We start from the raw sequence: 26,064 nt of genomic DNA, 5'->3' as shown, positions 1-26,064 counted from the left end.
ATATCAGTTCCCATGCAGCGACAGTCCCGACAAACTGTTCTGCATGGGAATTTTATATTATCGGATGGATTGCGTAACTTTGCACTAATCAAAACCAGATATCATGACACATACCCGCGAGGAAAAAATCGAGGCATTGGGACGTGTGATCGACACGCTTGACATTCTGCGTGTCAAATGTCCATGGGATGCCAAACAGACCAATGAATCCCTGCGCCCAAACACCATAGAAGAAGTCTATGAACTTTGCGACGCCCTTATAAATGAAGACAACGCCAACATCCGCAAGGAGCTGGGCGATGTCCTGCTCCATGTACTTTTCTATGCAAAAATCGGAGAAGAAAAAGGCGCGTTTGACATCGCCGATGTCTGCGACGCTCTGAACACCAAACTGATCTATCGCCATCCCCACGTATTCGGCGACACTTCGGTCAATTCAACCGACGAGGTACTTCAGAACTGGGAAGAGCTTAAGCTCAAGGAAAAAGGTGGCAACAAGACAGTTTTGTCAGGTGTGCCGACAGCTCTGCCCGCCATGATAAAAGCCGACCGGATTCAGGAAAAGGCTGCTAACGTGGGCTTCGACTGGGAAAAACCGGAACAGGTCTGGGACAAGGTCCGCGAAGAGATGGCTGAGTTTGAAGAGGCCGTTGGCGAAATGGATCCCGCACACCGCGAAGAAGAAATGGGCGATCTTATTTTCAGCATCATAAATGCAGCCAGACTCTATAAGATCAATCCTGAGAACGCACTTGAAAAGACCAACAAAAAATTCATCCGGCGTTTCAATTATCTTGAGAAAAAAGCCCACGAAATGGGCAAATCGCTAAAAGAAATGTCATTGGCTGAAATGGATGCCATCTGGGAGGAAGCCAAAAACTCATGACCTACAACGAACTAAACGCCCATCCGCGAGATCCGTTTCTCAATTTCGACGCCGAATCCCACACCTACACCATCGGCTCCCGGACGCTGACATCAGTCACAACGATCGTCGAAGACTGCTTTCAGAAATTCGATGCCGACTACTGGGCCGAGCGCAAGGCTCCCTCGATGGGGATGACTCCGGCAGAACTGAAAGCCATGTGGGAAGAAAACGGACGGCGTTCACGCGAACTCGGCACCATAATGCACGACCGCATCGAACGCTACTACCTCGGCGAAGATTACGGTGACGACGGCGATGCCTACGCCATGTTCCGACACTTCGCTGCGGCTGAACGCCTCTATCCCTACCGCACCGAATGGCGCATCTACATGGAAGACTATGGCGTAGCCGGAACTCTCGACTTTCTTGAACGGCGACCGGACGGCTCTTTCAACATCTATGACTGGAAACGGTCAAAAAAACTTGTCAACTCTGACGGGCAGACCGAACGCACAAGCCGTTTCGGCACCAAAGGGCTACACCCGGTAAAACATCTCGATGACTGTTCCTACAACCACTATGCACTGCAACTGAGCATCTACCGCTTCATCCTTGAGGAGCGCTACGGAATCCGCATCAATGCCATGAAGCTGGGAGTCTTCCATCCGGAGTGTCCGATGGCCTACATAATTCCGGTGCCCTACCTGCGGATCGAAGCCCAGGCAATTCTTGCTAACCACATGCGCAAGAATGCGGTAGCAGAAATCGCCGCAATTGGTTAAATTTACTTAAAAATCCAAGCATACGCAACCGAAACTGTCACTATTCCCGTAGATTTGCGTCTTAATAATTGGAATCTGATATAACATAACAAAGACTCAATCAATACATTTCAATAAACCCAATCATGATTAAAGCTACATTCAGATTACTGTCCGTAGGCATGGTCATGCTCTGCATGGCACTCCCCGGCATAATCAGAGCGCAGGCTCAGAATCCGATGCTCCAGCAACTTCCTGTTGACAGTGCTGTCAGAATCGGCAAACTGCCTAACGGCCTGACCTACTACATCCGCCACAACGAGTATCCCAAAGGACAAGCCGACTTCTACATCGCCCAGAACGTAGGCTCGATTCTCGAAGAAGAAAATCAGAGAGGTCTCGCCCACTTCCTTGAGCACATGTGTTTCAACGGAACCACCAACTTCCCTGACAACTTGCTCCGCGACTGGCTTGAATCAATCGGTGTGAAATTCGGTGCAAACCTCAACGCCTACACCGGCGTTGACGAAACCGTCTACAACATCAGCAACGTGCCTGTCGCACGCGAAAGCGTCCAGGACTCCTGCCTTCTCATTCTTCACGACTGGGCCAACGACCTTACGCTCGCTCCCGAAGAGATCGACAAAGAACGCGGTGTGATCCATGAAGAATGGCGCCGTTCAATGCAGGGCCAGATGCGAATTATTGAAAAAATCCTTCCCGACATCTATCCCGATTCAAAATACGCCCACCGTCTGCCGATCGGCAAGATGGAAATCGTCGACAATTTCCCCTATCAGGATCTGCGTGACTACTATGAGAAATGGTATCGCCCGGACCAGCAGGCGGTCATCGTTGTCGGTGACATTGATGTCGACCGCATCGAAGGAAAAATAAAAGAGATGTTCTCGTCAATCGAAATGCCTGAAAATGCAGCCGAACGAGTTTATTTCCCGGTTTCCGATCATAAAGGCACCCTCTACGGCATTGGCAGTGACCCTGAGCAGAAGAGCCTTTCCGCCCAGATGATGTTCATCTTAGATCCTCTGCCTGACGAGATGAAAAACACCCCGGCATTCTTTGTCAGCAGCTACATCCAGACAATGATCTCGTCAATGATCAACAACCGCCTGGACGAAATTAGCTCTAAACCTGACGCTCCATTTGCCGGTGCCGGAGTCGACTTCGGAGGCTTCTTCCTGTCATCGAAAGTCAAAGATGCGATGAGCGGTTTCGCTGCTGCCAAAGGCAACGACATCGTTGTCCCCATCCAGGCTCTCTACCGTGAACTTCTACGCGCTCAGCGCGGCGGATTCACCAACAGCGAATATGAACGCGCCCGCAGCCAGTATCTCTCGGCTTATGAACGTGCCTACAACAACCGCGCCACCCGTCAGACAGGTTCATTCGTCAACGAATATGTCAAGAATTTCACCGACAAAACCCCGATTCCGTCAATCGATACCGAATGGGCTCTTGTCCAGGAAATTGCAAAAAACATTCCGGTCGAGTTCATCAACAAGAAAATGGCAGAAGCCATTACTCCCGACAACCGAGTGATTATGGTTCTCATGCCTGAGGCTGAAGGAATCACAGTCCCGACCAAAGAAGCCATCGCAGAAGCTCTCGCGGCTATTGATGCCGAAGAGATCGAGGCTTTTGTTGACGAAGTCAAGTCAGAACCTCTGATTCCGGTAGCCCCCGTAGCCGGCTCGGTAGTCGCAACAGCAGACAACGCCCAGTTCGGAACCATTGACTGGACGCTGTCAAACGGCGCGAAAGTGATCGTCAAACCGACCAAGTTCAAAGAAGACGAGATCCTCTTCTCGGCTTATGCCAAAGGCGGCTATGCCGACTTCTCGGATGACTACACCAACTCGATTCTCTTCCTTTCGATGTCTCTCCCGGCCCGTGGCCTCGGAAACTACACCAACACCGATCTGTCAAAATACATTGCCGGCAAGCAGGTGTCGCTCAACTGCGGTTTCGGAAATTACAGCCGCTCATTCTCCGGCTCGACAACTCCCAAGGATATGGAGACACTCCTTGAACTTCTCTACATGAACTTCAAGGATATCGAATTCACCGCCGATGAATTCGCGGCATTGCAGACCGCTTACAGCGGCTTCCTTGCAAATCAGGAAAAGAGTCCCGAATATATCTTCCAGAAGAATATTCTCGCCACACTCTATGACTCCCCACGCGCCCAGATGCTCAACTCTGATGTCATCAACAAGGCCTCGCGCGAACAGACAATCGAAATCGCCCACGCAATGACTGCCAATGCAGCCGACTGGACATTCGTATTTGTCGGAAATGTCAATCCCGAAACTCTCAAGCCATTGGTAGAGAAATATATCGCCTCTCTGCCCGGCGATCCGAAGACAGCAGTCAGAAAGGTTGAAAAATACAATCCCGCTCTCTTTGCAAAAGGCGGCGACAAGACCGATACTTTCTCTACCGCCATGTCAACTCCCCAGACTCAGGTTGCGATCATTGAAAGCGGCGACATCGAATACACCCCCAAGAATGCAATGCTCGCATCTATCGCAGGCCAGATCCTGACCAACCGCCTCATCAAGACTGTCCGCGAAGAAATGGGTGCCGTTTACTCAATCGGTGCTTCCGGCTCACTTGACCGCTCCGGACTCAACCCGGCAAACATCGTGTCACAGTTCCCGATGAAGCCCGAAATGAAAGAAGAAGTTCTCTCATTCATCAAAAACCAGTTCAAGGACATGGAATCAACTGTTTCGGCAGCTGAGCTGAACCCGGCTAAAGAGTACATGGTCAAAGCGTTCACAACCAACAAGGAACTGAACGGCCCGTGGCTTTCAGCCATTGTCGGAACGCTTTCCAACGGCGTTGACACATTCAACGGAAATGTCGATGTGGTCAACTCGATCACTCCGCAGGATGTCATGGACTTCATGAAAGCCTTGAACGCCCAGGGCAACTACCGTGTGGTGATCCTTGATCCGGCAAAATAAAAAAGCTGTCGGCAACACACACGACAACCACATATCAGGAGTGCGACATTTCAACAAGGTCGCACTCCTTTTTTATGCACCATTCACATTTTATGCTCTATTCACCCCCATTGTATGCACTCCTTCCGCACCATAATGCACATCATAAGATTTTTTAACATACAACACCTTTATAATCCCCGTCCTCATCAGCCAAAAAGCTCTTCCGCAACCCCTCAGATATTATAAATTTGTTATATATTTGCATATTGATAACATCAATTCAGCAATTTGACAATCAACAAATAAATTATATCACAACATATCATACTTACTCATGAAATTTACCTTCAATGTGAATTACCGCACCGAATGGGGAGAATCGCTCTACCTCACCGGGTCTCCGTTGGCTCTTGGCGAAGATGATCTCAGCCGTGCAGTACCGATGAAACTTGTAGGCGGCGAAACCTGGACCGTACACGTGGAAATTCCCGACACTGTCAAAGAATTCACCTACGGCTATATCGTGCGCCACGACAACGGTTTTGTCAAACGCGAATGGGGTAAAGCTCGCCGCTTCACATTTGCCGCTGACTCACATCTCTTTGAAATAAAAGACCACTGGCAGGATCAGCCCTGGGACAAACCCTATTACAGCAGCGCTTTCACCGGATGTATCTGCCATCGCGGCGACCGTTCCGCTCCGGTAGTGCCTACTGCCGGTATGTTCACACTGAGTGTCGACGCTCCGATGATCGCACCTGATGAAATCGTGGCTGTCACCGGCGAATCAAAGGCTATGGGAGCCTGGGATCCGGCAAAAGCCCTGCGCATGAGCGATGCGGATTATCCAACCTGGACTGTCAATATCCCGGCGGCCGAAATAGAGCCTGGAACCGATTATAAATTTCTGATCCTCAAAAAGAACTCCGGAGATGTCGTTGCCTGGGAAGCACGTGACAACCGCCATGTCGATCTCAAGCTCAGACGCCCTGACGAAGCCATTGTCGAAGCAGGCCAACGCCTTGTCAACCCATTGGCCCCCTGGCGCGGAGCCGGTGTGGCAATTCCCGTATTTTCACTCCGCAGCGAAGATGACTTCGGAGTCGGCGACTTCCTCGACCTGAAACTCATGATCGACTGGGCTGCCCAAACCCGTCAGAATTTTGTGCAGCTCCTGCCGATCAATGACACAACAATGACGGGCACATGGACCGACTCTTATCCATATAATGCCAATTCGACTTTCGCCCTGCACCCGATGTTCCTGCGTCTGCAAGCAATGGGGCGACTGAAAGACGAGAACCGACAGCGCTATTTCGACGAACTCGGACGCGAACTCAACCGCCTGCCTCAGATCGACTACGAGCGTGTCAACAACGGCAAAAACGAATTCACCCGTGAACTCTTCGCCCAGGACGGTCGCGAAGTGCTTGCCTCGGAACCTTATAAGAAGTTCTTCGCTAAAAATGCCGACTGGCTGATCCCCTATGCTGCCTGGTGTGTGCTCCGCGATCTCAACCACACCCCCGACATGAGCCAATGGGGTGAATATGCCGTCTATGATCCGAAAAAAATCAAAGGATTCATTTCAGCCCATCAGTCTGACATCGACTATGTCTGCTACATACAGTATTTCCTCGACAAACAGATGCGCGAAGTAAGCGACTATGCCTCTGAACGAGGGGTAGCGATCAAGGGCGACATTCCTATCGGCATTTCCCGCACAAGTGTCGATGCCTGGCTCTCTCCGCGCCTCTTCAATCTCGACTGCCAGGCAGGAGCGCCGCCGGATGACTTCTCTGTCCTCGGCCAGAACTGGGGCTTCCCGACCTACAACTGGGAAGAGATGTCGAAAGACGGTTTTGCCTGGTGGAAAGCCCGTTTCCGCAAGATGGCCGAATATTTCGACGCATACCGCATTGACCACGTGCTCGGATTCTTCCGAATCTGGCAGATCCCGATGGATGCTGTCCACGGTCTTCTCGGCGTCTTCAACCGCGCTCTGCCTTTCAGCCCCGACGAACTCCGCAACAGCTATGACTTCTGGCTTGACGAACGTCAGACCCGACCCTACATCATGGACTACATGCTCGGCGATTTCTTCGGCGATGCCGCAGACGAGGTCCGCAACCGCTTCCTTTTCGATGAGGGATATGGCCGCTACCGTCTGAAAGACGAATTCAACACTCAGCGCAAAGTTGTCGACTATTTTGCCGGACAGGAGAAAAACGACCGCAATGACCGCATGTGCAACGGCCTCCTGGGCCTGATCGATGAGGTCCTTTTCATTGAGGATCCTTATGAGAAAGGCAAATACCATCCGAGAATCTCAGCGCAGTTCACCTATGCCTACCGTGCGCTCAACGACTACGAGCGCTGGTGTTTCGACCGCCTCTACAACGATTTCTTCTATCGCCGCAACAATGACTTCTGGTACGGAAAAGCCATGTGGAAACTTCCGCCGCTGACCGATGCCACTGACATGCTTGTCTGCGCCGAAGACCTCGGCATGATTCCGGCCTGCGTCCCGGCAGTGATGAACAACCTGCAAATACTCGTTCTTGAAATCCAGCGTATGCCGAAAGACCCGAACGCAGCCTTCGGAAACACCTGGACCTATCCTTACCGCTCTGTCTGCACCACCTCGACCCACGACATGGATGGAATCCGCCGCTGGTGGGAGGCTGACCGAGCCACCACACAGCGGTTCTACAATGAAGTGCTTGGCGAACCCGGCGAGGCACCCTTCTATGCCGAGCCGTGGATCTGCGAACGCATCATCAGACTTCACTTGCAGTCACCATCGATGCTCTGCATCCTTCCCCTTCAGGACTGGCTGTCGATCGACGGAGTGTTGCGCCGTCAGGACCCGCGCGAGGAACTGATCAACATCCCCGCCAATCCCCGCCACTACTGGCGTTACCGCATGCACCTCACCCTTGAAGATCTCAACTCTCAGAAAGAGTTCAACAACCGCATCCGCGAAGAGATCATCTCAAGCGGCCGATAAATGCAATCTGACCAATCTTAAAAATTGCCCGCTGACATGTAAAAAGTGTGTCAGCGGGCAATTTTATTTATCCGTACACGTTATTATAACGATTCTACTGACCCATTCTATTATTCCAACAACACAGCATTGACTAACCTGACTTCAAAACAACGAATAGAGTATATTGACATCCTTAGAGGACTTTGTATCCTTTGGGTAATCTGGATACATCTGCCTTCCTTAAGTTTTACCCACTACCCCCTACGGATGCCATTATTTTTCTTCCTCTCTGGAATCTTTTTCAAAGAATATGCTTTAGACGAATTCATCTTCAAAAAGATCAATACACTTCTTATCCCATTTATCTTTTTCAGTCTGATCGGATATTTCTACCAGTTGAGTATCTATGAATTTTTCAGCCATTTTTCAAGCCACGGAGAAGACGCATCCTTTGATTTATCGTCGATATTTTCAATGTTCAGTGTAATCTGGACCGGGGATGTCATACTCAATCCTCCATTATGGTTCATAGCCGCACTGCTCTTCTTTCAGATACTCCTCTATTGCATAATACGGATATTCAGATCTCTGAAATGGCGAGTCCTGAGTTGTTTGACACTATCCGCTATAATGATTCTCTCAAGCAGCAACACCGGAGCTTTCCTTTATTCCAACTTTTGGCTTTTTCCATTCTACTGCACCGGATTTCTGATCGGAAAACCACTGCTGAGATACATCGACTCCACCGGTCTCAAAAACATGTCAGCATTCATTGTCTGCGGCATAGTCATTTTCACGGCATCAATCATAATACCTGACTCCGGAAATCCCTTAGTGGCAAAAATAATTGATATTATCTCCTTTTCGATCCTGATCGCCGGATTCATTGTTCTTTTCAAATACCTCTCAAGATTCCGTTTTTTTCACTATCTGAAATTCTGGGGAAGTAACTCTTATGCCGTCTTAGGATTACATTGGGCAGCTATGCAGATTTTATCCACATTCTATTGCGTCATATTCAGCACCACACTTGCATCCACACCATCTCAGATACTGATTCTCTGTCTGACTGTCGCGACCTTATATCCTCTAATCCTTTTCCTCAACCGCTATTGTCCGATGCTTGTCGGGAAGAAAGATCTCATAAAACACAAAACTGCCGAGCGCAGTGAGCGTCCGGCAGTCACGACTCAGATGGACTGAGCCGAAGATCGTAATTTCAAAGTTTCATACCGATGCCGAAGAGGGCAAAGTCATAGAGCGTGGGATCCTCAGGGTTGAACCGGCGCAGATGTGCGGTCACCTCATCGACTGCCTTGCGGTCATTGGCCTTGCGTGTCAGCAGACCAAGCTCGCGCGAGATGTCTCCGACATGTACGTCAAGCGGGATGTAGAGCTGCGAGGGTTTCAGGACATCCCAAACTCCGAGATCGACAATGCCGTCATTTCTCACAAGCCAACGCAGTGCCATATTGACACGCTTCAGGGCAGAAGTCGCAAGATTCTGAGGCAGGCATCGCGAAGCCAGATCGGTCTTTCCGGGATCAGCAGCCGCAAGTTCACGGTTTATTGCGGCAACCAGAGTCCACGCCGGAGCCTCTGTCTCGGCAATCCGCTCATGGCGGGCAAATTCCTGCAAAGTCCCGTGTCTCGAATAAATCGCACGAAGTCCGCGCAGATAATGTTTCAGATGCCGGATGAAAAAAGTGCGGTGGATATTGACCTCATCAGGCATACCCTCATAGGCCTCGTCCATCATAAACTGATAAGGACGGTTGTCCATCATGGCCAGCATCTTGTCACAGTCGCGACAGATCATCTTGCGGTTGCCCCAGGCTATGCCTGAAGTCAGAAGCGACGTAAGTTCAATGTCGCGCAGATCCGTAAACCGATGCGGAAACTGCACAGGATCATCGCCAACGAAAGACGGCGAGTTGATTCTCGCCGCCTCCGTATCCAGTAGATCCTTAAGATCTCTTTCTGTCATGGTCTGAATATGCTTTTACTGATCAGAATATGAGTTTCGAATCAACAGCAGCTGTATCCTTGTCAGCCGAAACCGAAGCGGCAGCCTGAGGCTGGAAACCTGCCATTGCGTTGTCAACAGCTTCGATCAGCTCTTCGCTCATCTTGTCGCGCGAGATGATTATGCCTTCAGGATTGATCAGAAGGATGCAGGGAATACCTGAAATTCCATAAAGATCAGTCGGAACGGTCTGGGCATTGACAATGCAGGGCCACTGGAGATCGTGCTGCTTGATGGCTCTGAATGTGTTGTCAGGCTCATCCCATACAGCCACACCGATCACATCAAGACCTTTGTCCTTATATTTGGCATAGAGTTCCTTGATAACCTTTGTCTGACGGATGCAGGGGCCACACCAGCTTGCCCAGAAGTCAACCAGAGTGAAGCGGCCCGGTTTCACATAGTCACTGAGTTTTTCCTCCTTACCGTTATAGCTGACGGTGAAATCCTTGTAGTGCTTGCCTTCCGAGGTCGATTCCTTGGCCTGGAGAGCTGTGCGGAGTGATTCGAGACGCTTTGATTCAGCGAGAGCCTGATCCTTGGCCATTGCCGCATCAATCTCTGCGAGGCTCATCTCATAGGCGTCCTGCAAGAACCAGAAAAGACCGACAGGAGTACCGGCATTCTCGGAATAGGCCTTCTTTGAAATGCCATTGTATTCCTGTTCCAGAACCTTGGCTTTTTCCATCTGAGTGGAGTCATTCTGGTCGAGAGTGCGGAATTCCTTGACAATCTCATTGCGGCGCTGCATGTAGCTTTCAAGCTTGTCATTGAGCGGAGTACCTGATGCCTGCATTGCCTCAGAGAGCACAATGTTGCCCGGTTCGATGATCACAACCGGTCCGCGGCCGCCGTTGATGCTGACAGTTCCGATGAAAGGAGCATCGACATTACCGGAGAATTTCACAACTCCGTCTGTCACAAGAACTGAGTCGATTTTCTGGCTTTTGTCCCAGTTGATGAGATAAGCCATTGTATTATTATTGTCTGCGGGCACCGGAAGTGTCAGCGTAAAATTCGGCTGTGCGTTCAGCGAACATGCGCTCACGGCCATTGTTGCGGCTGTGAGCAGTGTTGTAATTTTTTTATTCATAATTTATGATTGGATAATTAGCTCTTAAATATTTAACGTAATCTGTTTCTACAAAGTAACTGCGAGAATGATCTTAAGAGGTTGTTTAAAAACAATAGTTAAACCTCTAAATCTCACATCAAGTATAAATTAATTTTCAAAAGTTACTTAATAATCTTTGAGACAAAAGTACAAATAATCCCTCAAACAGCCAAAACAACATTCTGAGGCAGAATAACCGACGGCTGAATGCCCCTCATTGAGCAAAAAAGACAGCCATCGGACTCCTCAGCGAAGACCGATGGCTGTTAGGTATTTGCTATATAAAAGCGGAAGTTTTACAGGCTTACATCATGCCGCCCATGCCACCCATGCCGGGAGCAGGCATTGCGGGAGCAGGATTTTCTTCTTTCTTGTCGGCGATCACACAAGAAGTTGTGAGGAACATGCCGGCGATTGAAGCTGCATTTTCAAGAGCCACGCGAGTCACCTTGGCAGGATCGATCACACCGGCTGCGAGAAGATTTTCATAAGTGTCTGTACGGGCGTTGTAACCATAGTCGCCTTCACCGTCCTTGACTTTCTGAACAACGACAGCTCCTTCTTCACCTGCATTGGCCACGATCTGACGGAGAGGTTCTTCGATAGCGCGAAGCACAATGTTGATACCTGTGGTTTCGTCATCGTTGGCACCCTTGAGGTTTTCAAGAGACTTCACGCAACGGATGTAGGCCACACCGCCGCCGGGGACGATACCCTCGGCAATAGCCGCACGGGTTGCAGAGAGAGCGTCGTCAACGCGGTCTTTCTTTTCTTTCATCTCGACTTCGCTGGGAGCGCCGATGTGGAGCACGGCAACACCGCCTGCAAGTTTGGCAAGACGTTCCTGGAGCTTCTCGCGGTCATAGTCGCTTGTGGTCTGCTCGATCTGAGCCTTGATCTGTGCGACACGTGCAGCGATGGCGTCCTTGTTTCCTGCACCGTTGACAATAGTAGTGTTCTCTTTGTTGACGGTGATCTTCTCGGCACGGCCAAGCTGATCGACAGTGGCAGTGGCAAGCTGCATGCCCTTTTCTTCAGAGATGACAACACCACCTGTCAGAACAGCGATGTCCTCAAGCATTTCCTTGCGGCGGTCACCGAAGCCGGGAGCCTTGACGGCACATACTTTCAGAGAACCGCGCAGACGGTTGACAACGAGGGTTGCGAGAGCTTCCTGATCGACATCCTCAGAGATGATCAGCAGACCGCGGCCTGACTGTGCGGTAGCTTCAAGAACAGGAAGAATATCCTTGATGTTGGAGATCTTCTTGTCATAGATGAGAATGTAGGGGCTTTCCATCACGCACTCCATCTTCTCTGTGTTGGTAACGAAGTAAGGAGAGATGTAGCCGCGGTCAAACTGCATACCTTCAACGATGTCTACGGTAGTTTCAGTTCCCTTGGCCTCATCAACGGTGATCACACCTTCTTTCTTCACCTTCTTCATGGCCTCGGCGATCAGATGGCCGATAGCCTCGTCATTGTTTGCAGAGATACGGGCAACGTCCTCGATCTTCTTGAAGTCATCGCCGACCTCCTGGCTCTGAGCCTTGATGCCTTCAACCACAACGGCAACAGCACGGTCGATACCACGCTTGATATCCATCGGGTTGGCACCGGCAGCAACGTTCTTGAGACCTACGTTGATGATTGCCTGGGCGAGAACGGTTGCGGTTGTAGTACCGTCACCTGCGTCATCACCGGTCTTGGAAGCAACTTCCTTGACGAGCTGTGCGCCCATGTTCTGGAACGGATCCTCAAGCTCAACCTCACGGGCCACGCTGACACCGTCCTTGGTGATATGGGGTGCGCCGAACTTCTTCTCGATAATCACATTGCGGCCTTTGGGACCGAGTGTGACTTTAACTGCGTCTGCAAGAGCGTCAACGCCCTTTTTAAGCTCTTCACGAGCCTTTATGTCGAATTTTATTTCTTTTGCCATTTTTCTGTAATTTTTTTTAGAGTTGATAATTATTTCTCAAGAACAGCCAGAATGTCGCTCTGACGCATGATGAGATATTTTGTGCCTTCGAGTTCCACTTCGGAGCCTGCATATTTGCCGAAAAGGACTTCGTCGCCGGCTTTTACAACCATTTCTTCGTCCTTAGTGCCGTTGCCGGTAGCGACCACCGAGCCGCGGAGAGGTTTTTCCTTGGCAGTGTCAGGAATGATGATGCCGGCGGCAGTGACTTCTTCAACAGGAGTGGGAATAATGAGCACTCTGTCTGCTAATGGTTTGATATTCATAAGTTCCTAATATTAGTTATTTGGTTAATTTATATTATTTATTTCCTTTATCCGCATCTTATATATAATATATATGACACGGTTTCCATCATTAAACAGGAGCACAAACCGTGCCAGTCTTCATCTCTGTCAGTCCCGACTGACAAATTGGCAATTTCTCCCGGACGTCAAGACAAAACAAATGCCGGCCGGCAATGATGCCGACCGGTACTTTAAACATTTGAACGGAAGTTTTGGTTCGCTCTGCCTATTCTCAGGCCTTGCGCAAACCGTCCTCAATCTCTTTATGCGACTCCTCCATAAGCGCAGCCAGATCATGGCCCTCTGCCGCAGGATAGATCGGTTTGTGGATTGTCAGATATATATGACCCGGAACGGGCATTTTCTTAAAGCGCGGCAAGACGTCAAAGGCGCCGTCGATTGTCAGTGGCACAACAGGCAGATTGAACTCTACCGCCAGGCGGAAAGCTCCTTTCTTGAAGCGGGCCATCTTACCGGTCCATGATCTCGCGCCTTCAGGGAAAACCACCAGCGACATGCCACCGCTCAGCTGACGCTCGGCCTGCTGCATGGTGCGCCGTGTGGCCGATACGGAGGAATTGTCCACAAAAATCTGCTGCGACCACGCACATGCCCAGCCGACAAAAGGAATCTTCCGCAGACTCTGCTTCATCATCCAGCGGAAATTATGTCCGAGATAGCCGTAAATTGTAAAAATGTCATACGCCCCCTGGTGGTTGGCAACGAACACATAGCTGACTTTCGGATCTATATTCTCGCGCCCTCTGACAGTCACTCTGACAAAGGCGAGCAAGCAGAACAGCCTGGCCCATAAAATCTGAGGATAGTAGCCCCACCATCGCCCGAAACCGAGAGCCGAGCCGGCAACAGCGACGACAGCCGCAATGACAGTTGCCACTGCGAGCAATGGAATCATTATCAGAACCTGATAAATGCGATAGAGAATAATCATGGATATTGTGAGATAAAATCGCAGCAAAAATACACAATATTCGCTATATTTTCAAAAAATGTGCAATTATACTGACAGATTTTTTCATCTGTCACTCCTCCGGACATTCTTCAGTGCCTGTCAGCGCTTCTTCGGCTGGATATTCAAGCGGTACTGCAAAGAGAAAAGCAGATAGCGTGGCAAAGCATTGGAGTAGCTGACAGTACGTCCGGCGGCGTTGACGGCATAGTTGACATTGGAAAGCTGACGCAACATGTCGAAACCGTCGACCATAAACACCCATTTCTTTGCCCGCGGCGGACAATATGTCAGACGCATGTTCCAGATGGCATCAGTGGTGTCAAGTTCCTTAATGCCATAGCCCTTACGGGAGTAGAATATGAAGTCGGTACTGATTCCAAAGCCGCCCGGCAGTCTGAACTGGCCGATAAATCCGTAATTCAGATGATCGGCATCAATCGCAGCAAAATCCTCGCGCGACGATGTCGTGTGACGGTTTGTATAGTCAACACCCAGCTGAAGGCTCTGTTGGCCGATCTGCCATGTCAGCCCCAGCTTCTCGCTCAAAGTCCATGTGCGGACTTTCGAAAGAGCCGGCTCATCGAGATCCACCCCGATCATATCGCTGTAACGCATGAGATTCGCATTTGTATTGGACGACAGCGAAAACTGATCCTTGCTACCGAACTGGAACGAAAAATTGTCAGTCAGTGCCGCAGAGGAGTTGCCGTTGACATTATAGGTGCGGATCCGGCGCACACCGGTCGACGTATTGTAGACATAGCCTCGCGTCAGAGCATCATCTGTCCATGAATAGCTTCCGCGCAGCATATTCATAATGTGGCGCACTTCAGGAGTGTATTTCCATTCCAGGCTATGAGTGTGTTTATACTCAAGTTTCAAGTCAGGATTGCCCTCCGTGATGTTGAGCGGATCCGAATCATTGACCACATCGACCATATCCATCAGATTAGGCGTTTTCGGTTCTATAATCCAGCGGTATACCATAAAATTGCGGAACTGCCGCCTTTTGCGCTTTCCGCCGACCCGCCCTAAACCCAGGTCGATGTGGATATCGGATTTTGCGGCCTTGACAAAGAAATCACTGCGGGTGACCAGATAGTCACGTCCGTCACGCCAATAGTCCAGATGACTGTGTTTCAGTGCAAGCGATGGTGTAAACAGGATATTGAGAGAATTTCCGTTACTGAATCCGGTGTCATACCACACCACTGGTTTCAGAGTATGCGTATTTTCAATCAGGCGCGAAGTGTAACTGTTGGCCGGATCGAACGAATCAAGATAACCGGCAGGAATCACCCCGAAAATTCCCATATCGGGAAGGCGGTCGAGCGCATACATATAGGAATCTTTTTCCTGATCAAGAAAACGATACTCATAATTCAGACTGAAACTGAAATTTCTATATCCGGTAGAGTATGTAAGATTATTGATCAGAGTCAACGTATGGTTCGGAGAATTGTCGAAAAACTGACGGCGGCGATAAGCCGGAACCGGATCAGCACCATAGTTGATGTTGTGGTCACGCCAACGTTCTTCTTTATTCTGCCTGTATTTCACCCCGATTTCAATTGATATCCGGTCTCTTGATTTCGGTATCTTATATGCAAAATTCGGAAAAGCCTGCCCTTCCCAATCTCTGCTTGCCCCGTCAGTGCGGGTGATCGAACGGTTGATTATGGCGTCGAGCCTCTCCGGAGTCCCGTCAGAATAAATCGCCTCCAGAGCCTTCATTGTAATGTCTTTCTGCTCGCTGTCAAACGTTGCGCCGACGGAATATGACTCGTTATCCTTGCGGGTATAACGTCCTTTGAGAAAAAGTCCGTACATTATCTGCTGTTTCATCCGGCGCAATACATGCTGGGTCTGGATTTTGGTCTCGCGGTTGCGGCTATTGTCAAAACTGTTTTCATAAGTGTCTCCTCCGGCCAGGAAATTTGTACGGGCCGTAGTCAGGCGATTGTTGTTTGTTGTCTGCTCGAATGTCAGATAACCGTTGGCCTGACGGTCGCGTTCCGGACTCTCATAGTCATAATTGAAACCGCCCATGCTATATTTTTTGGTCCCTGACGGCATCATTTCCGGTGTCCATGTGTCATTCTTGCCCGGCTGACGGTTGTCGTTGAGATTGTTGACATTGCCGAGAAGTGTCAGGCGCGTTGTCGGGTTGAACCATGAGGCAAAGAGCCTCCCGGTGTAGCGGTCCTCAGTACCGTAGCCACCCTGGGCATTGACAATCAGACCTACATTATACTCCCGCTTGAGTCTGACATCCATCGTCAGATGCTTTTGACGCGACGGATCGTCGAGCCACTTTTCCTCCTCTGTCTGCCCCTTATAAACTTCGACACTCTTGACCGTATAGGCCCCGATGTTCTCAAGCATCAGTTTATTGTTTCCGTCAAGAAACTTTTTGCCGTTGAGCAGCAGCGACTCGACAAACTCGCCGTTTACCTTGATCTGTCCGTCGTCATTCAGTTCGGCACCCGGCAGCTGTGCGATCAGAGCGTCAAGCATCGACCCTTCGGCCAGCTGAAAAGCATCGGCATTATAGACAATCGTATCACCTTTATTATAAAACTTAATCTTGGAGGCAGTGACCGTCACTTCGCCCAATTTATGAGGAGCGCGGTCGAGATAGACAGTCGGAACTTTGCGTGTCGCTTCACGCTTTCCAACATTCTCCACTCTGTAAGTCACAGTTTGCGTCATGTATCCCTCACACGCCACGTCAAACACATAAGTCGAATCCTTGCGCTGCACGGGAATAGAAAAAAACGAGATCTCACTCATCTCTCCCATCTTATAGCGCATTGTTTTCGTCTCTTTGATGGTATCCGACGGATTGCCCTCCGCATCAAACAAAATGATCATGGCCTTCAGAAGATCCGTTTTTCCGACAGATTCCTTGATCTGACCTGTCAGCCAGAAATCACGATCAACGGAATATGCATTAAAGACAACCGACAAATATAATGTAAACAAAATTAACTTTTTCATGGCTAAATGCAAAGGTATGAACATCAAAATTCCCAGCAACGATTTATTTAGTTAAATAATACTAATAAATCAGCGCAATGTTTTACACCTAATAATATTATAGAAATAATCTATCGGACTCTTCACACAACAACGTCACACCGCCCGCACAATACCAGAAATGAAAAATGTTATAGGGTGTTTCATAGCAAAAGTTAAATTCTCACACATGAAATTATTGACAGAAAAAAACAACAATACCGTCGCCTGCGAAAGTTTTGGGCGCCTATGACTCTTCATATCAGTCACATAGCTCGCTATGCTCCTTCGATTCAGATCCATATCCATCTCAAAACTTTCGCTCAGATTTTAACTCTTGTTATGAAACACCCTCTTAAACTTTCTTTCGTCCCGGTTAAAGAAATTTTTCTTTAATCCTTGTAAAGACCGATGTTTTGCCGTAACTTTGCGCTATAAAACAGTTCAATAGCATCAATTTCCTAATTCATTTAAATAACTTTAATCCATTTCCAAACTACTATGTGGTTAACTTGCTCATCCATAGGAAGGAAGTTCGTGATGGCACTCACGGGCTTATGCCTTGTCCTATTTGTCACGTTTCACTGTCTGATGAACGGTGTGGCTATCTTCTGGCCCGACGGTTATAATGCAGTCTGCGCTTTCCTTGGTGCCAACTGGTATGCACTGGTTGCATCTATGGGTCTCGCCGCGCTTTTCATCATCCACATCTGCTATGCCTTGTGGCTGACTATTCAGAACCGCAAGGCCCGTGGCAACGACCGCTACGACGTGGTCCGCAAACCCGCTCAGGTTGAATGGGCATCGCAGAACATGCTCGTGCTCGGTATCGTGGTCATCGCCTTCCTTGTAGTTCACCTCATCCAGTTCTGGGCAAAAATGCAGCTCGCTGAGATCATGGGTGTACACGAACCCGATCCTCAGAACGGTATCTACTTCATCAATGTAGCCTTCAGCTGCATCTGGACTCCGATCATCTACATCATCGGCTTCATCGCTCTCTGGTTCCACATGAACCACGGTTTCTGGTCAATGTTCCAGAGCTGCGGATGGGACAATGACACCTGGCTCCCCCGCCTCAAGGCAATCGGCTGCTGGTGGACCACCATCGTTGTCCTCCTGTTCATCATCCAGGCCATCGTGTTCACAATCCGTGCCAACAGCGGATGTTTTTAATCTTATTCCGTAAATAATATCACAACCACAGATATGGCAGATATCAAAAAACTTGAGGGCATGATCGACTCTACCCCCATCATGAAGGATTACGCCGACATCGAATCCTCAGCCTTACCTGAATATCAGATCGACTCCAAGATCCCCGAAGGGCCTCTCGCCCAGAAGTGGACCAACTATAAGGCACATCAGAAACTCGTCAACCCCGCCAACAAGCGTAACCTCGACGTTATCGTTGTCGGCACAGGCCTGGCCGGCGCATCTGCCGCCTCGACCCTCGGCGAACTCGGTTTCAACGTGCTCAACTTCTGCATCCAGGACTCACCCCGCCGCGCTCACTCAATCGCAGCTCAGGGCGGTATCAATGCAGCCAAAGACTATCAGAACGACGGCGACTCAATCTATCGCCTCTTCTATGACACTATCAAGGGTGGTGACTTCCGCTCACGCGAAGCAAACGTCTACCGTCTTGCCGAAGTGTCAAACAACATCATCGACCAGTGTGTGGCCCAGGGCGTTCCCTTCGCACGTGAATACGGCGGTCTGCTTGCCAACCGTTCATTCGGCGGCGCACAGGTGTCACGTACATTCTACGCAAAAGGTCAGACAGGCCAGCAGCTCCTTCTCGGCGCTTACGCCTCTCTCAACCGTCAGATCAAGAAAGGCACAGTGAAGTCATTCAACCGTCGCGAAATGCTTGACGTTGTCATCATCGACGGACGTGCCCGCGGTATCATCGTCCGCAACCTCATCACCGGTGAGATCGAACGCTATGCTGCTCACGCAGTTGTGCTCGCGACCGGCGGTTACGGCCGTGCATTCTTCCTCTCGACCAACGCAATGGGCTGCAACGGCTCTGCCGCTGTCCAGGCTTTCAAGAAGGGTGCCTACCTCGCAAACCTCGCCTTCACCCAGATCCACCCCACCTGTATCCCCGTCCACGGCGAAGATCAGTCCAAGCTGACCCTCATGAGCGAATCGCTCCGTAACGACGGCCGCATCTGGGTTCCCAAAAAGAAAGAAGACGCAGAAGCAATCCGCGCCGGAAAGAAAAAACCGACCGACATTCCCGACGAAGACCGCGACTTCTATCTCGAACGCCGCTATCCGGCCTTCGGTAACCTCTGCCCCCGTGACATCGCAAGCCGTGCCGCCAAGGAACGCTGCGACGCCGGCTATGGCGTAGGTACAGGCAACGCCGTTTATCTCGACTTCAAATACGCCATCAACCGTCTGGGCGAAGACGTTGTCCGCGACCGCTACGGAAACCTCTTCGACATGTATCAGATGATCTCCGATGACAACCCCTACGAGACCCCGATGATGATCTTCCCCGCAAGCCACTATACAATGGGTGGTATCTGGGTTGACTACGAACTTCAGACTTCTGTCAAAGGTCTCTTCGCAATCGGCGAATGTAACTTCTCTGACCACGGTGCAAACCGTCTCGGCGCATCTGCACTCATGCAGGGTCTGGCCGACGGTTACTTCGTGCTCCCCTACACAATGCAGAACTATCTGAGCGACCAGATCAAGGTTCCCCACTTTACAACCGACTCGAAGGAATTCGACGAAGCCGAAAAAGCTGTCCGTGCCCGCATCGACAAGCTCATGGCAATCAAGGGTACCAAATCGCCGGACCAGATCCACAAGCGCCTCGGCCATGTGATGTGGAACCTCGTCGGCATGGGCCGTACTCTCCAGACTCTCGTCAAGGCTCTCGACGAAATTGAAGAAGTACGCAAGGAATTCTACTCTGATCTCCGCATCGTAGGCCGTGCCGATGACCTCAACACCGAACTCGAAAAGGCTCTCCGCCTGGAGGACTTCCTTGTCATTTCAAAGATGATGGCTATCGACGCCCTCAACCGCAACGAATCCTGCGGCGCTCACTTCCGCGAGGAATATCAGCTTGCCGACGGTGAAGCTGCTCGTAACGACAAGGACTATATGTATGTCAGCTGCTGGAAATACACCGGCGACAACGAAAAGCCCGTGCTTCTCAAAGAACCTCTCAACTACACCGAGATCAAGGTTCAGACCCGTAACTACAAATCATAATCCTCCCCACACCACTTAAACATTGCAAGTAAAATGGAACATACTATAAATGTAAACCTCAAGATTTGGCGTCAGCGTGGTCCCAAGGAGCCGGGTTCTTTCCAGACCTACCGCGTTGAGAACGTCTCAACCGGAAGCTCTTTCCTTGAAATGCTCGACATGCTCAACCAGCAGCTCATCGACCGCAACGAAGAGCCCGTAGTCTTTGACAGCGACTGTCGCGAAGGCATCTGCGGCATGTGTTCTCTCTACATCAACGGACACCCCCACGGTCCCGTTCAGGGAATCACCACCTGCCAGCTCCACATGCGTAAGTTCAACAACGAGGACACTATCACCATCGAGCCTTGGCGTTCTGCCGCATTCCCCGTGATCCGCGACCTCATGGTCAACCGCAACGCCTTCGACCAGATCCAGCAGGCCGGCGGTTATGTATCGTTCAACTGCGGCGGCGCTCCTGATGCCAACAGCCTCCCGATCTCGAAGGAAGTTGCTGACATCGCTATGGACTCTGCAACCTGCATCGGTTGCGGTGCCTGCGTAGCTGCCTGCAAGAACGGCTCTGCAATGCTCTTCGTCAGCGCCAAGGTTAGCCAGTTCGCTCTCCTGCCCCAGGGCCAGGTTGAACGTGCTCGCCGTGCCCGCGCAATGGTCAAAAAGATGGACGAACTCGGATTCGGCAACTGTACCAACACCGGTGCATGTGCTGCTGAATGTCCCAAGAACGTTCCTCTGAGCAACATCGCCCGCCTCAACCGCGAATTCATCAAAGCCAAGTTAGCTGACTGATCACATTGACCTGACAGTCACGAAACTGACATAAAACGCTTGATGCGCCCGAACGGTCTCCACTCTGACCGTCGGGCGCATCTTTCATTATCACCGACAAAACAGCGGTCCCCGCAAAGCGGCTTTCGGTTGAAGCGCTTTTGCGGGGACCGCTGTCTGATGCCGGTGCTGAACACCTACGGATCGGAATTATGACCGATTTTGCAGCATCCTGATTCTAATTGAGGGTCATGACTGTTTGCTGTGACGTCCGTAGGCCTGGGCCATACGCGTATGATATGAACGCTTGGCATAGCCAGGACCGTTGTAGCCGCGGGCAAATGCAGCCCAGTTCTTAGCCTTGAGATGCTTGACCAGTCCGGTCGATGTTATGAAACTGGCAAACATATCGAGCTGATCACGTTCGGAGCGTGACATCCGGCAGACAAAATCATCGAGACTCTCCGCCCCACACTTCTTCCAGTTGAACCCTCCGATCTGAAACATCCCCCAGAAAGTGCCTTCGACAGCAGCATGGGGATTGATAGATCTGGCAGCTTCAAGACGCTGATGGGCACGGGTCTGCGATCCGCGTGACGACGCGAATACCACAGAATGTGACTTGCTGTATTTCGAAAGATTCACACCGCGCCTTGTGGCAAAACGGCGGAACATTGAGAGATCGAAGTTGATCAGAGGTTTACCTGGAGAAGCGAACCCTTCGTGAGTCCGTCCGGCCTCGATCTCGACAACAGCCTTGATAGCTGCGACTTCGACTCCAAGTTCAGCGGCAACTTCTTCGAAGTCCGCCTCGGTCAGTGTCAGGATTGTGTCTGTCGGGAGTGCGAGCAGATCGCATCCCTTGATCGTTGACGACAGAGAATCAGCGGCATGCTGCCCTGAGCTGTTGTCAGTCATTGAAAATAAAAGCGACGAGAGGAGAATGGAGAGTGAAAAGAGAATTAATCGTCGTAACATGAATAAAATAAATTGATGAAACATCGGCAGCACCCTCCGGCGCGGCCCGTAGCAGCAAAGTATGTCCGAAAAACGGACACACCATAATATTATAGACGCTTCAGGAGCGAAAAAGTTTAATTACATAATCTGGCACGCCTTCACGGCGCCTGTTTGGAGAAAGGGGAAACCGGCGTCTCTCAGCGTTATGATTAGACTGAGAGACTGCCGGTTAGGATATTTTTTTTATTTCTTCAGCTCGCCGACTTTTTCAAGGGTGCGCTTGAGCTGGCCCCAGAAACGTTCAACAGCGGGAATGTACATGCTCTCCGACGGAGAATGCACGTCGCGCAGAGTCGGACCGAATGAAACCATGTCGAGATAAGGATATTTGGTGAGGAACAGTCCGCATTCCAGACCGGCATGGATTGCCTTGATGGCAGGCTCGACACCATAAAGTTCCTTATAGGCATCGCGGGAGATCTTCATGATCGGAGACTCCAGATTGGGCTGCCATCCGGGATAACCGTCACCGTGCTCTACACGGGCACCTGCAAGCAGGAAGACTGCCTCGACCTGACGGGCGATATCCCATTTGCGCGACTCAACCGAACTGCGCTGGCTGGTGGTGACAACAATCGTATTGTCAGGAGCCATCTTGACAGAAGCAAGGTTGGTTGAGGTTTCAACCAGATTTTCAAGCTCACGGCTCATGGAGATAACTCCGTGGGGAGCACAATAGATCGCACGGATCAGATTAAGTGAAGTCTGCTGGTCGATGGTGAATTCCGGAGTGTCGACACTCTCCATCGTAACCTTCAGGCCGGGTTCAAGGCCTTTGTATTCATTTTCCAGATCGGCGATGTAGTGATTGAGCATTGTGCGCACCTCTTCCTTGCGAGAAGTGTGGACACCGATCACTGCATGAGCCGCACGTGGAATGGCATTGCGGAGGTTGCCGCCGTCGATTTCAGAGACAACCACTTCATGCTTGCCTGAAAGCTGGAACAGGAAACGGGCAAGAAGTTTGTTGGCGTTGGCACGGCCAAGGTGGATGTCACCGCCTGAATGACCGCCGTTGAGACCTTCGATGCTTATCTTGAAATACATGAAATCAGAAGGAGCGAATGAACGCTTGTAGGTGAAGAATGCCTGTGTGTCTACACCGCCGGCACAGCCTACAAAGATTTCAGCATCATCCTCAGAGTCGAGATTGAGAAGCATAGTGCCTGCGATCATGTCCTCTCCGAGATTGTTGGCACCGGTCATGCCGGTCTCCTCATCCACTGTAAAGAGTGCTTCGAGAGGACCGTGTTCGTAAGTGTCGTCAATCAGAGCGGCAAGAGAGGCTGCCATGCCTATGCCATTGTCAGCACCGAGAGTAGTTCCCTTGGTGCGGATCCAGTCACCGTCAATCACTACGGGGATCGGACTGTTGGCGAAATCGAAATTCTTGTCATTTGATTCGCAGACCATATCCATGTGGCCCTGCATAATGACAGTGGGAGCGTTTTCATGGCCCGGAGTTGCCGGCTTGGTGATAACCACATTGCCAACCTTGTCAGTCTTTACTTCAAGATTGTGCATTTTTGCGAAGTCCAGCAGATACTGGCGGATTTTTTCCTCCTTCTTTGAAGGACGGGGGATCTTGGTGATCTCGTCAAAAATCGCGAACACCTCGCGTGGCTGAAGATCTTTGATTTCCATATCAGGTAATTAATTAGTGTTAAATTTGATGGATTTCGGTCACTAAATTATAAAATAAAATTGATATACGCGCAAAAATTTCGAGCAAATTGCTACTTTTGCATCGTAAAAGTCCAAATTGACAATGAAAACCTTACTCATCACAGTCCTCTTAGCTGTTGTTCTCGTTGGATTCGCGATAGTGGCCTTAGGTGTTAAAGTGCTATTTGTCAAAGGCGGACGCTTCCCGTCAGGCCATGCCCATGATCTGCCGGAACTGCGTCGGAGGGGAATAGGCTGTGCCCACGGCGGCGCTCAAAACCAAAGCCCGAAACGATAATATCATTTATATACAGTACATATATACCAATTTCTTAACATGAACAAGTTAGCAATATCAGCTTCATCGCTGCTTCTAAGTCTCATGGCCCTCAGCACTACTTCTTGCGGCGGCTCTTCAACAACCGAAGCCGCTGCCGATGCCACCGCCTCGACAGCAGCAGCCGATAGCGAAAGCTCTCCGAGCCTTAACATCCGCTACATCGACTCCGATTCGCTGATGACGCACTACAATCTCGCCAAAGATTTTCAGGAAGCCTCCATGCGCGCCGTTTCCAAAATTGAAGGTGCACGCCAGTCTAAAGCAACTGAAATTCAGAAATTCGCGGCTGCAATCGAGCAGAAAGGTCGCAGCAACGGATATCTTACTGAAGCAAGCTACAATGCCGACATGCAGAAACTTCAGAAAATGCAGGCTGATGCTGAAAACTATCTTGCAAACCTCAGCCGCAATACTGAAAACGAGCTCGCCCAGCAGCAGCTTCAGCTCAATGACTCGATCGAGAACTACATCAAGATCTACAATGCCTCCAAAGGCTATGACGCCATTCTCTTCAAGGCTGCCGGCGTATATTTCAACCCTGCTCTTGACATCACAAACGAGATCATCGAAGGTCTTAACTCACGCTACAACAAAGTAGGCGACGCCAAATAAGATCACGACATAAGCAAAACTTATTCAATACCGAAGGCTGTCTTTCACAATCATGGAAGACAGCCTTTGATATAAAATTCAAACCAAATCAGTATCTTTGCGGTTGGATTTCAAATTTAGCCAAAGGGAATTGAAATGAGCGACAGAATACGAGGTATCTTTCCCGGACTTAGAGGATGCAAGCCACAATATGTGTTAGGCACTAATGACGGAAACGAGCGCACATCGAACGTGACCGAGGAGAAAATCCGTGATGCCATCGATGACATTGAGGATAACGGGTGTGTATACCTTGAAAAATGTGTTCCGGTAGTGTTGGTCCGCTATGCCGAAGCATATTCCATTGATTATTACAAGGACGGCAGCATTGCGGTGTGTTTCAGAGTCAACGGATATCTGCTGCGGATGTGGCGGTCAGACATTGATTGCGACGTGGCAGCTGATATGATGTGTGATTTCTTCCGCAACGCCTCACTCCCCGACATGACCGCCTGGCATTGTCAGAAAATCTATCCGGAGCAGGAAGAGGCGAAAGAGCGGCTGTGTGTGGATGGCGAGGATTTCCGATACTTCGGATGTCAGGATGTGGTTGGTGCATTGGAAAACATTATAGAGGGCAAATCGCTATGGATGCTTTATGATTTCACAAAAGGCGATGTCGGATATGTCAACATCCGCAGGCGTGACAATGATGCGGCTCCGACCGCCGTTTATAAAGTTGAATATGTCAGATGGACTGAGCCGGCTCCGATTGGCTTCAGAGGTGTAGTTTCTGATGCCGGACTTCTGCGAAGCTGGCTGTGGAGTCTGATTGAAGGCGAGAGATTGCCCGACCCTCTGAGCTGTTGGGAGGAGTTTGACGTAAACGACCATTTTGGGAGACTGGTATTCAGATTTTTAGACAACGACAAGAATCAAGAATAATGAAAGGAGAATATAGCACAGCTGTTGAGACTGCTGTCAAGCTGATCTGGTCGAGTTTCGACCGTGAGAAAATACGCCAGGGCTATGCGATGCTCATGCAGGCAGCGCAACAGGGCGATGCCGATGCTCTGGCATTCATTGCCCGCTGTTTCATGGGCGAGGAATATGTATGGGCACAGGCCGGATTTAATTTTGACGAAGCCAACGCCTCTAAGCTGATGCAGAAGAGCGCGATGATGGGGAGTGCCACCGGCGTTCTATGTGCTGCGCGAAGCGTTAATCTCACCCCCTCAGTGGAACGGGCAATGCCGTTTGCCTCGTTTAAGGAAGCGTTTGATGAGATTCTTGGCCAGGCTGAGCGTGGCGACGCGTTCTGCTGCTATATGGTCGCCAACGTTTATTTCTGGGGCGACTATCTGCGTGTAGAGTCCGACTATGCCAAGCAATTCAAAGATGAAAGAGATTATAACGCATGGGCGTGGCCGATAGCAAAGGTGTGGTACGAA

The 26,064-nt window shown here is 50.2% G+C and carries 19 protein-coding genes; 11 read left to right on the top strand and 8 right to left on the bottom strand.

Translation table 11 applies throughout. The features are described from left to right. Positions 1 to 103 precede the first annotated feature (103 nt). From mazG to K2H17_RS07480, 5 genes are all read left to right on the top strand, one after another. Positions 104 to 886 (top strand): nucleoside triphosphate pyrophosphohydrolase, encoded by a 783-nt coding sequence (mazG, locus tag K2H17_RS07500; protein WP_300133293.1) that lies wholly within the window; start codon positions 104 to 106, stop codon positions 884 to 886. Beyond that, the gene (locus K2H17_RS07495; protein ID WP_300133290.1) at positions 883 to 1,650 is read left to right on the top strand and encodes a hypothetical protein; all 768 of its coding nucleotides are present in this window, start codon (positions 883 to 885) and stop codon (positions 1,648 to 1,650) included. Before mazG ends, K2H17_RS07495 begins: the two co-directional genes overlap by 4 nt. 125 nt (positions 1,651 to 1,775) lie before the next feature. Continuing rightward, positions 1,776 to 4,619, top strand: a complete 2,844-nt coding sequence (locus K2H17_RS07490; RefSeq protein WP_300133288.1) for a M16 family metallopeptidase — start codon at positions 1,776 to 1,778, stop codon at positions 4,617 to 4,619. A 316-nt stretch (positions 4,620 to 4,935) separates the two neighbouring features. Beyond that, positions 4,936 to 7,611 carry a 4-alpha-glucanotransferase gene (locus K2H17_RS07485; protein WP_300133286.1) on the top strand — a complete coding sequence of 892 codons (2,676 nt, stop codon included), beginning with the start codon at positions 4,936 to 4,938 and terminating at the stop codon, positions 7,609 to 7,611. A gap of 45 nt (positions 7,612 to 7,656) precedes the next feature. Continuing rightward, entirely contained in the window at positions 7,657 to 8,796 is a 1,140-nt protein-coding gene (locus K2H17_RS07480) for an acyltransferase (protein ID WP_300133285.1), read from the top strand. A 16-nt stretch (positions 8,797 to 8,812) separates the two neighbouring features. On the opposite strand, the gene K2H17_RS07475 is transcribed toward K2H17_RS07480, so the two are convergent. The 6 genes from K2H17_RS07475 to K2H17_RS07450 all read right to left on the bottom strand — a co-directional run bounded on the left by K2H17_RS07475 (position 8,813) and on the right by K2H17_RS07450 (position 16,974). Next, entirely contained in the window at positions 8,813 to 9,580 is a 768-nt protein-coding gene (locus K2H17_RS07475) for a TIGR02757 family protein (protein ID WP_300133283.1), read from the bottom strand. 22 nt (positions 9,581 to 9,602) lie between these two features. Beyond that, entirely contained in the window at positions 9,603 to 10,712 is a 1,110-nt protein-coding gene (locus K2H17_RS07470) for a TlpA disulfide reductase family protein (RefSeq protein WP_300133280.1), read from the bottom strand. A 325-nt stretch (positions 10,713 to 11,037) separates the two neighbouring features. Next, positions 11,038 to 12,675 (bottom strand): chaperonin GroEL, encoded by a 1,638-nt coding sequence (gene groL, locus K2H17_RS07465; RefSeq protein ID WP_300133278.1) that lies wholly within the window; start codon positions 12,673 to 12,675, stop codon positions 11,038 to 11,040. Positions 12,676 to 12,704: 29 nt separating this feature from the next. Further along, on the bottom strand, positions 12,705 to 12,980 hold the full coding sequence (locus K2H17_RS07460; protein ID WP_300133275.1) for a co-chaperone GroES: 276 nt from the start codon (positions 12,978 to 12,980) through the stop codon (positions 12,705 to 12,707). 253 nt (positions 12,981 to 13,233) lie between these two features. After that, positions 13,234 to 13,953 carry a lysophospholipid acyltransferase family protein gene (locus K2H17_RS07455; RefSeq protein ID WP_300133271.1) on the bottom strand — a complete coding sequence of 240 codons (720 nt, stop codon included), beginning with the start codon at positions 13,951 to 13,953 and terminating at the stop codon, positions 13,234 to 13,236. A 120-nt stretch (positions 13,954 to 14,073) separates the two neighbouring features. Further along, positions 14,074 to 16,974: an outer membrane beta-barrel protein gene (locus K2H17_RS07450; protein WP_300133269.1), complete on the bottom strand. Its 2,901-nt coding sequence runs from the start codon at positions 16,972 to 16,974 to the stop codon at positions 14,074 to 14,076. Between the two features lie 519 nt (positions 16,975 to 17,493). Between K2H17_RS07450 and K2H17_RS07445 the strand changes: the two genes are divergently transcribed. The 3 genes from K2H17_RS07445 to K2H17_RS07435 all read left to right on the top strand — a co-directional run bounded on the left by K2H17_RS07445 (position 17,494) and on the right by K2H17_RS07435 (position 21,018). Beyond that, on the top strand, positions 17,494 to 18,168 hold the full coding sequence (locus tag K2H17_RS07445; RefSeq protein ID WP_300133266.1) for a succinate dehydrogenase cytochrome b subunit: 675 nt from the start codon (positions 17,494 to 17,496) through the stop codon (positions 18,166 to 18,168). Between the two features lie 81 nt (positions 18,169 to 18,249). Next, positions 18,250 to 20,229 carry a fumarate reductase/succinate dehydrogenase flavoprotein subunit gene (locus tag K2H17_RS07440; protein WP_300133326.1) on the top strand — a complete coding sequence of 660 codons (1,980 nt, stop codon included), beginning with the start codon at positions 18,250 to 18,252 and terminating at the stop codon, positions 20,227 to 20,229. A gap of 33 nt (positions 20,230 to 20,262) precedes the next feature. Beyond that, positions 20,263 to 21,018 carry a succinate dehydrogenase/fumarate reductase iron-sulfur subunit gene (locus K2H17_RS07435; protein ID WP_300133264.1) on the top strand — a complete coding sequence of 252 codons (756 nt, stop codon included), beginning with the start codon at positions 20,263 to 20,265 and terminating at the stop codon, positions 21,016 to 21,018. A 228-nt stretch (positions 21,019 to 21,246) separates the two neighbouring features. Here the strand turns inward: K2H17_RS07435 and K2H17_RS07430 are convergent, their stop codons facing one another. After that, the gene (locus K2H17_RS07430; protein WP_300133261.1) at positions 21,247 to 21,975 is read right to left on the bottom strand and encodes an N-acetylmuramidase family protein; all 729 of its coding nucleotides are present in this window, start codon (positions 21,973 to 21,975) and stop codon (positions 21,247 to 21,249) included. A gap of 225 nt (positions 21,976 to 22,200) precedes the next feature. Further along, positions 22,201 to 23,661: an aminoacyl-histidine dipeptidase gene (locus K2H17_RS07425; protein ID WP_300133259.1), complete on the bottom strand. Its 1,461-nt coding sequence runs from the start codon at positions 23,659 to 23,661 to the stop codon at positions 22,201 to 22,203. 358 nt (positions 23,662 to 24,019) lie between these two features. On the opposite strand from K2H17_RS07425, the gene K2H17_RS07420 reads away from it, so the two are divergent. From K2H17_RS07420 to K2H17_RS07410, 3 genes are all read left to right on the top strand, one after another. Next, positions 24,020 to 24,634, top strand: coding sequence for an OmpH family outer membrane protein (locus tag K2H17_RS07420; protein WP_300133257.1), 615 nt, complete (start codon positions 24,020 to 24,022; stop codon positions 24,632 to 24,634). 135 nt (positions 24,635 to 24,769) lie between these two features. Then, a complete protein-coding gene (locus K2H17_RS07415) occupies positions 24,770 to 25,558 on the top strand; it encodes a hypothetical protein (protein ID WP_300133255.1) in 789 nt (262 codons plus the stop codon). Further along, positions 25,558 to 26,064 (top strand): hypothetical protein (locus K2H17_RS07410; protein ID WP_300133252.1); only part of this gene is annotated, 507 nt, incomplete at its 3' end. The genes K2H17_RS07415 and K2H17_RS07410, both read left to right, overlap by 1 nt.

It is taken from the genome of Duncaniella sp. (genome assembly GCF_029054785.1).
GTDB lineage: Bacteria > Bacteroidota > Bacteroidia > Bacteroidales > Muribaculaceae > Duncaniella.
The sequence above is the reverse complement of the archived record's forward strand: the minus strand, read 5'-3'. Positions and strand labels throughout refer to the sequence as shown.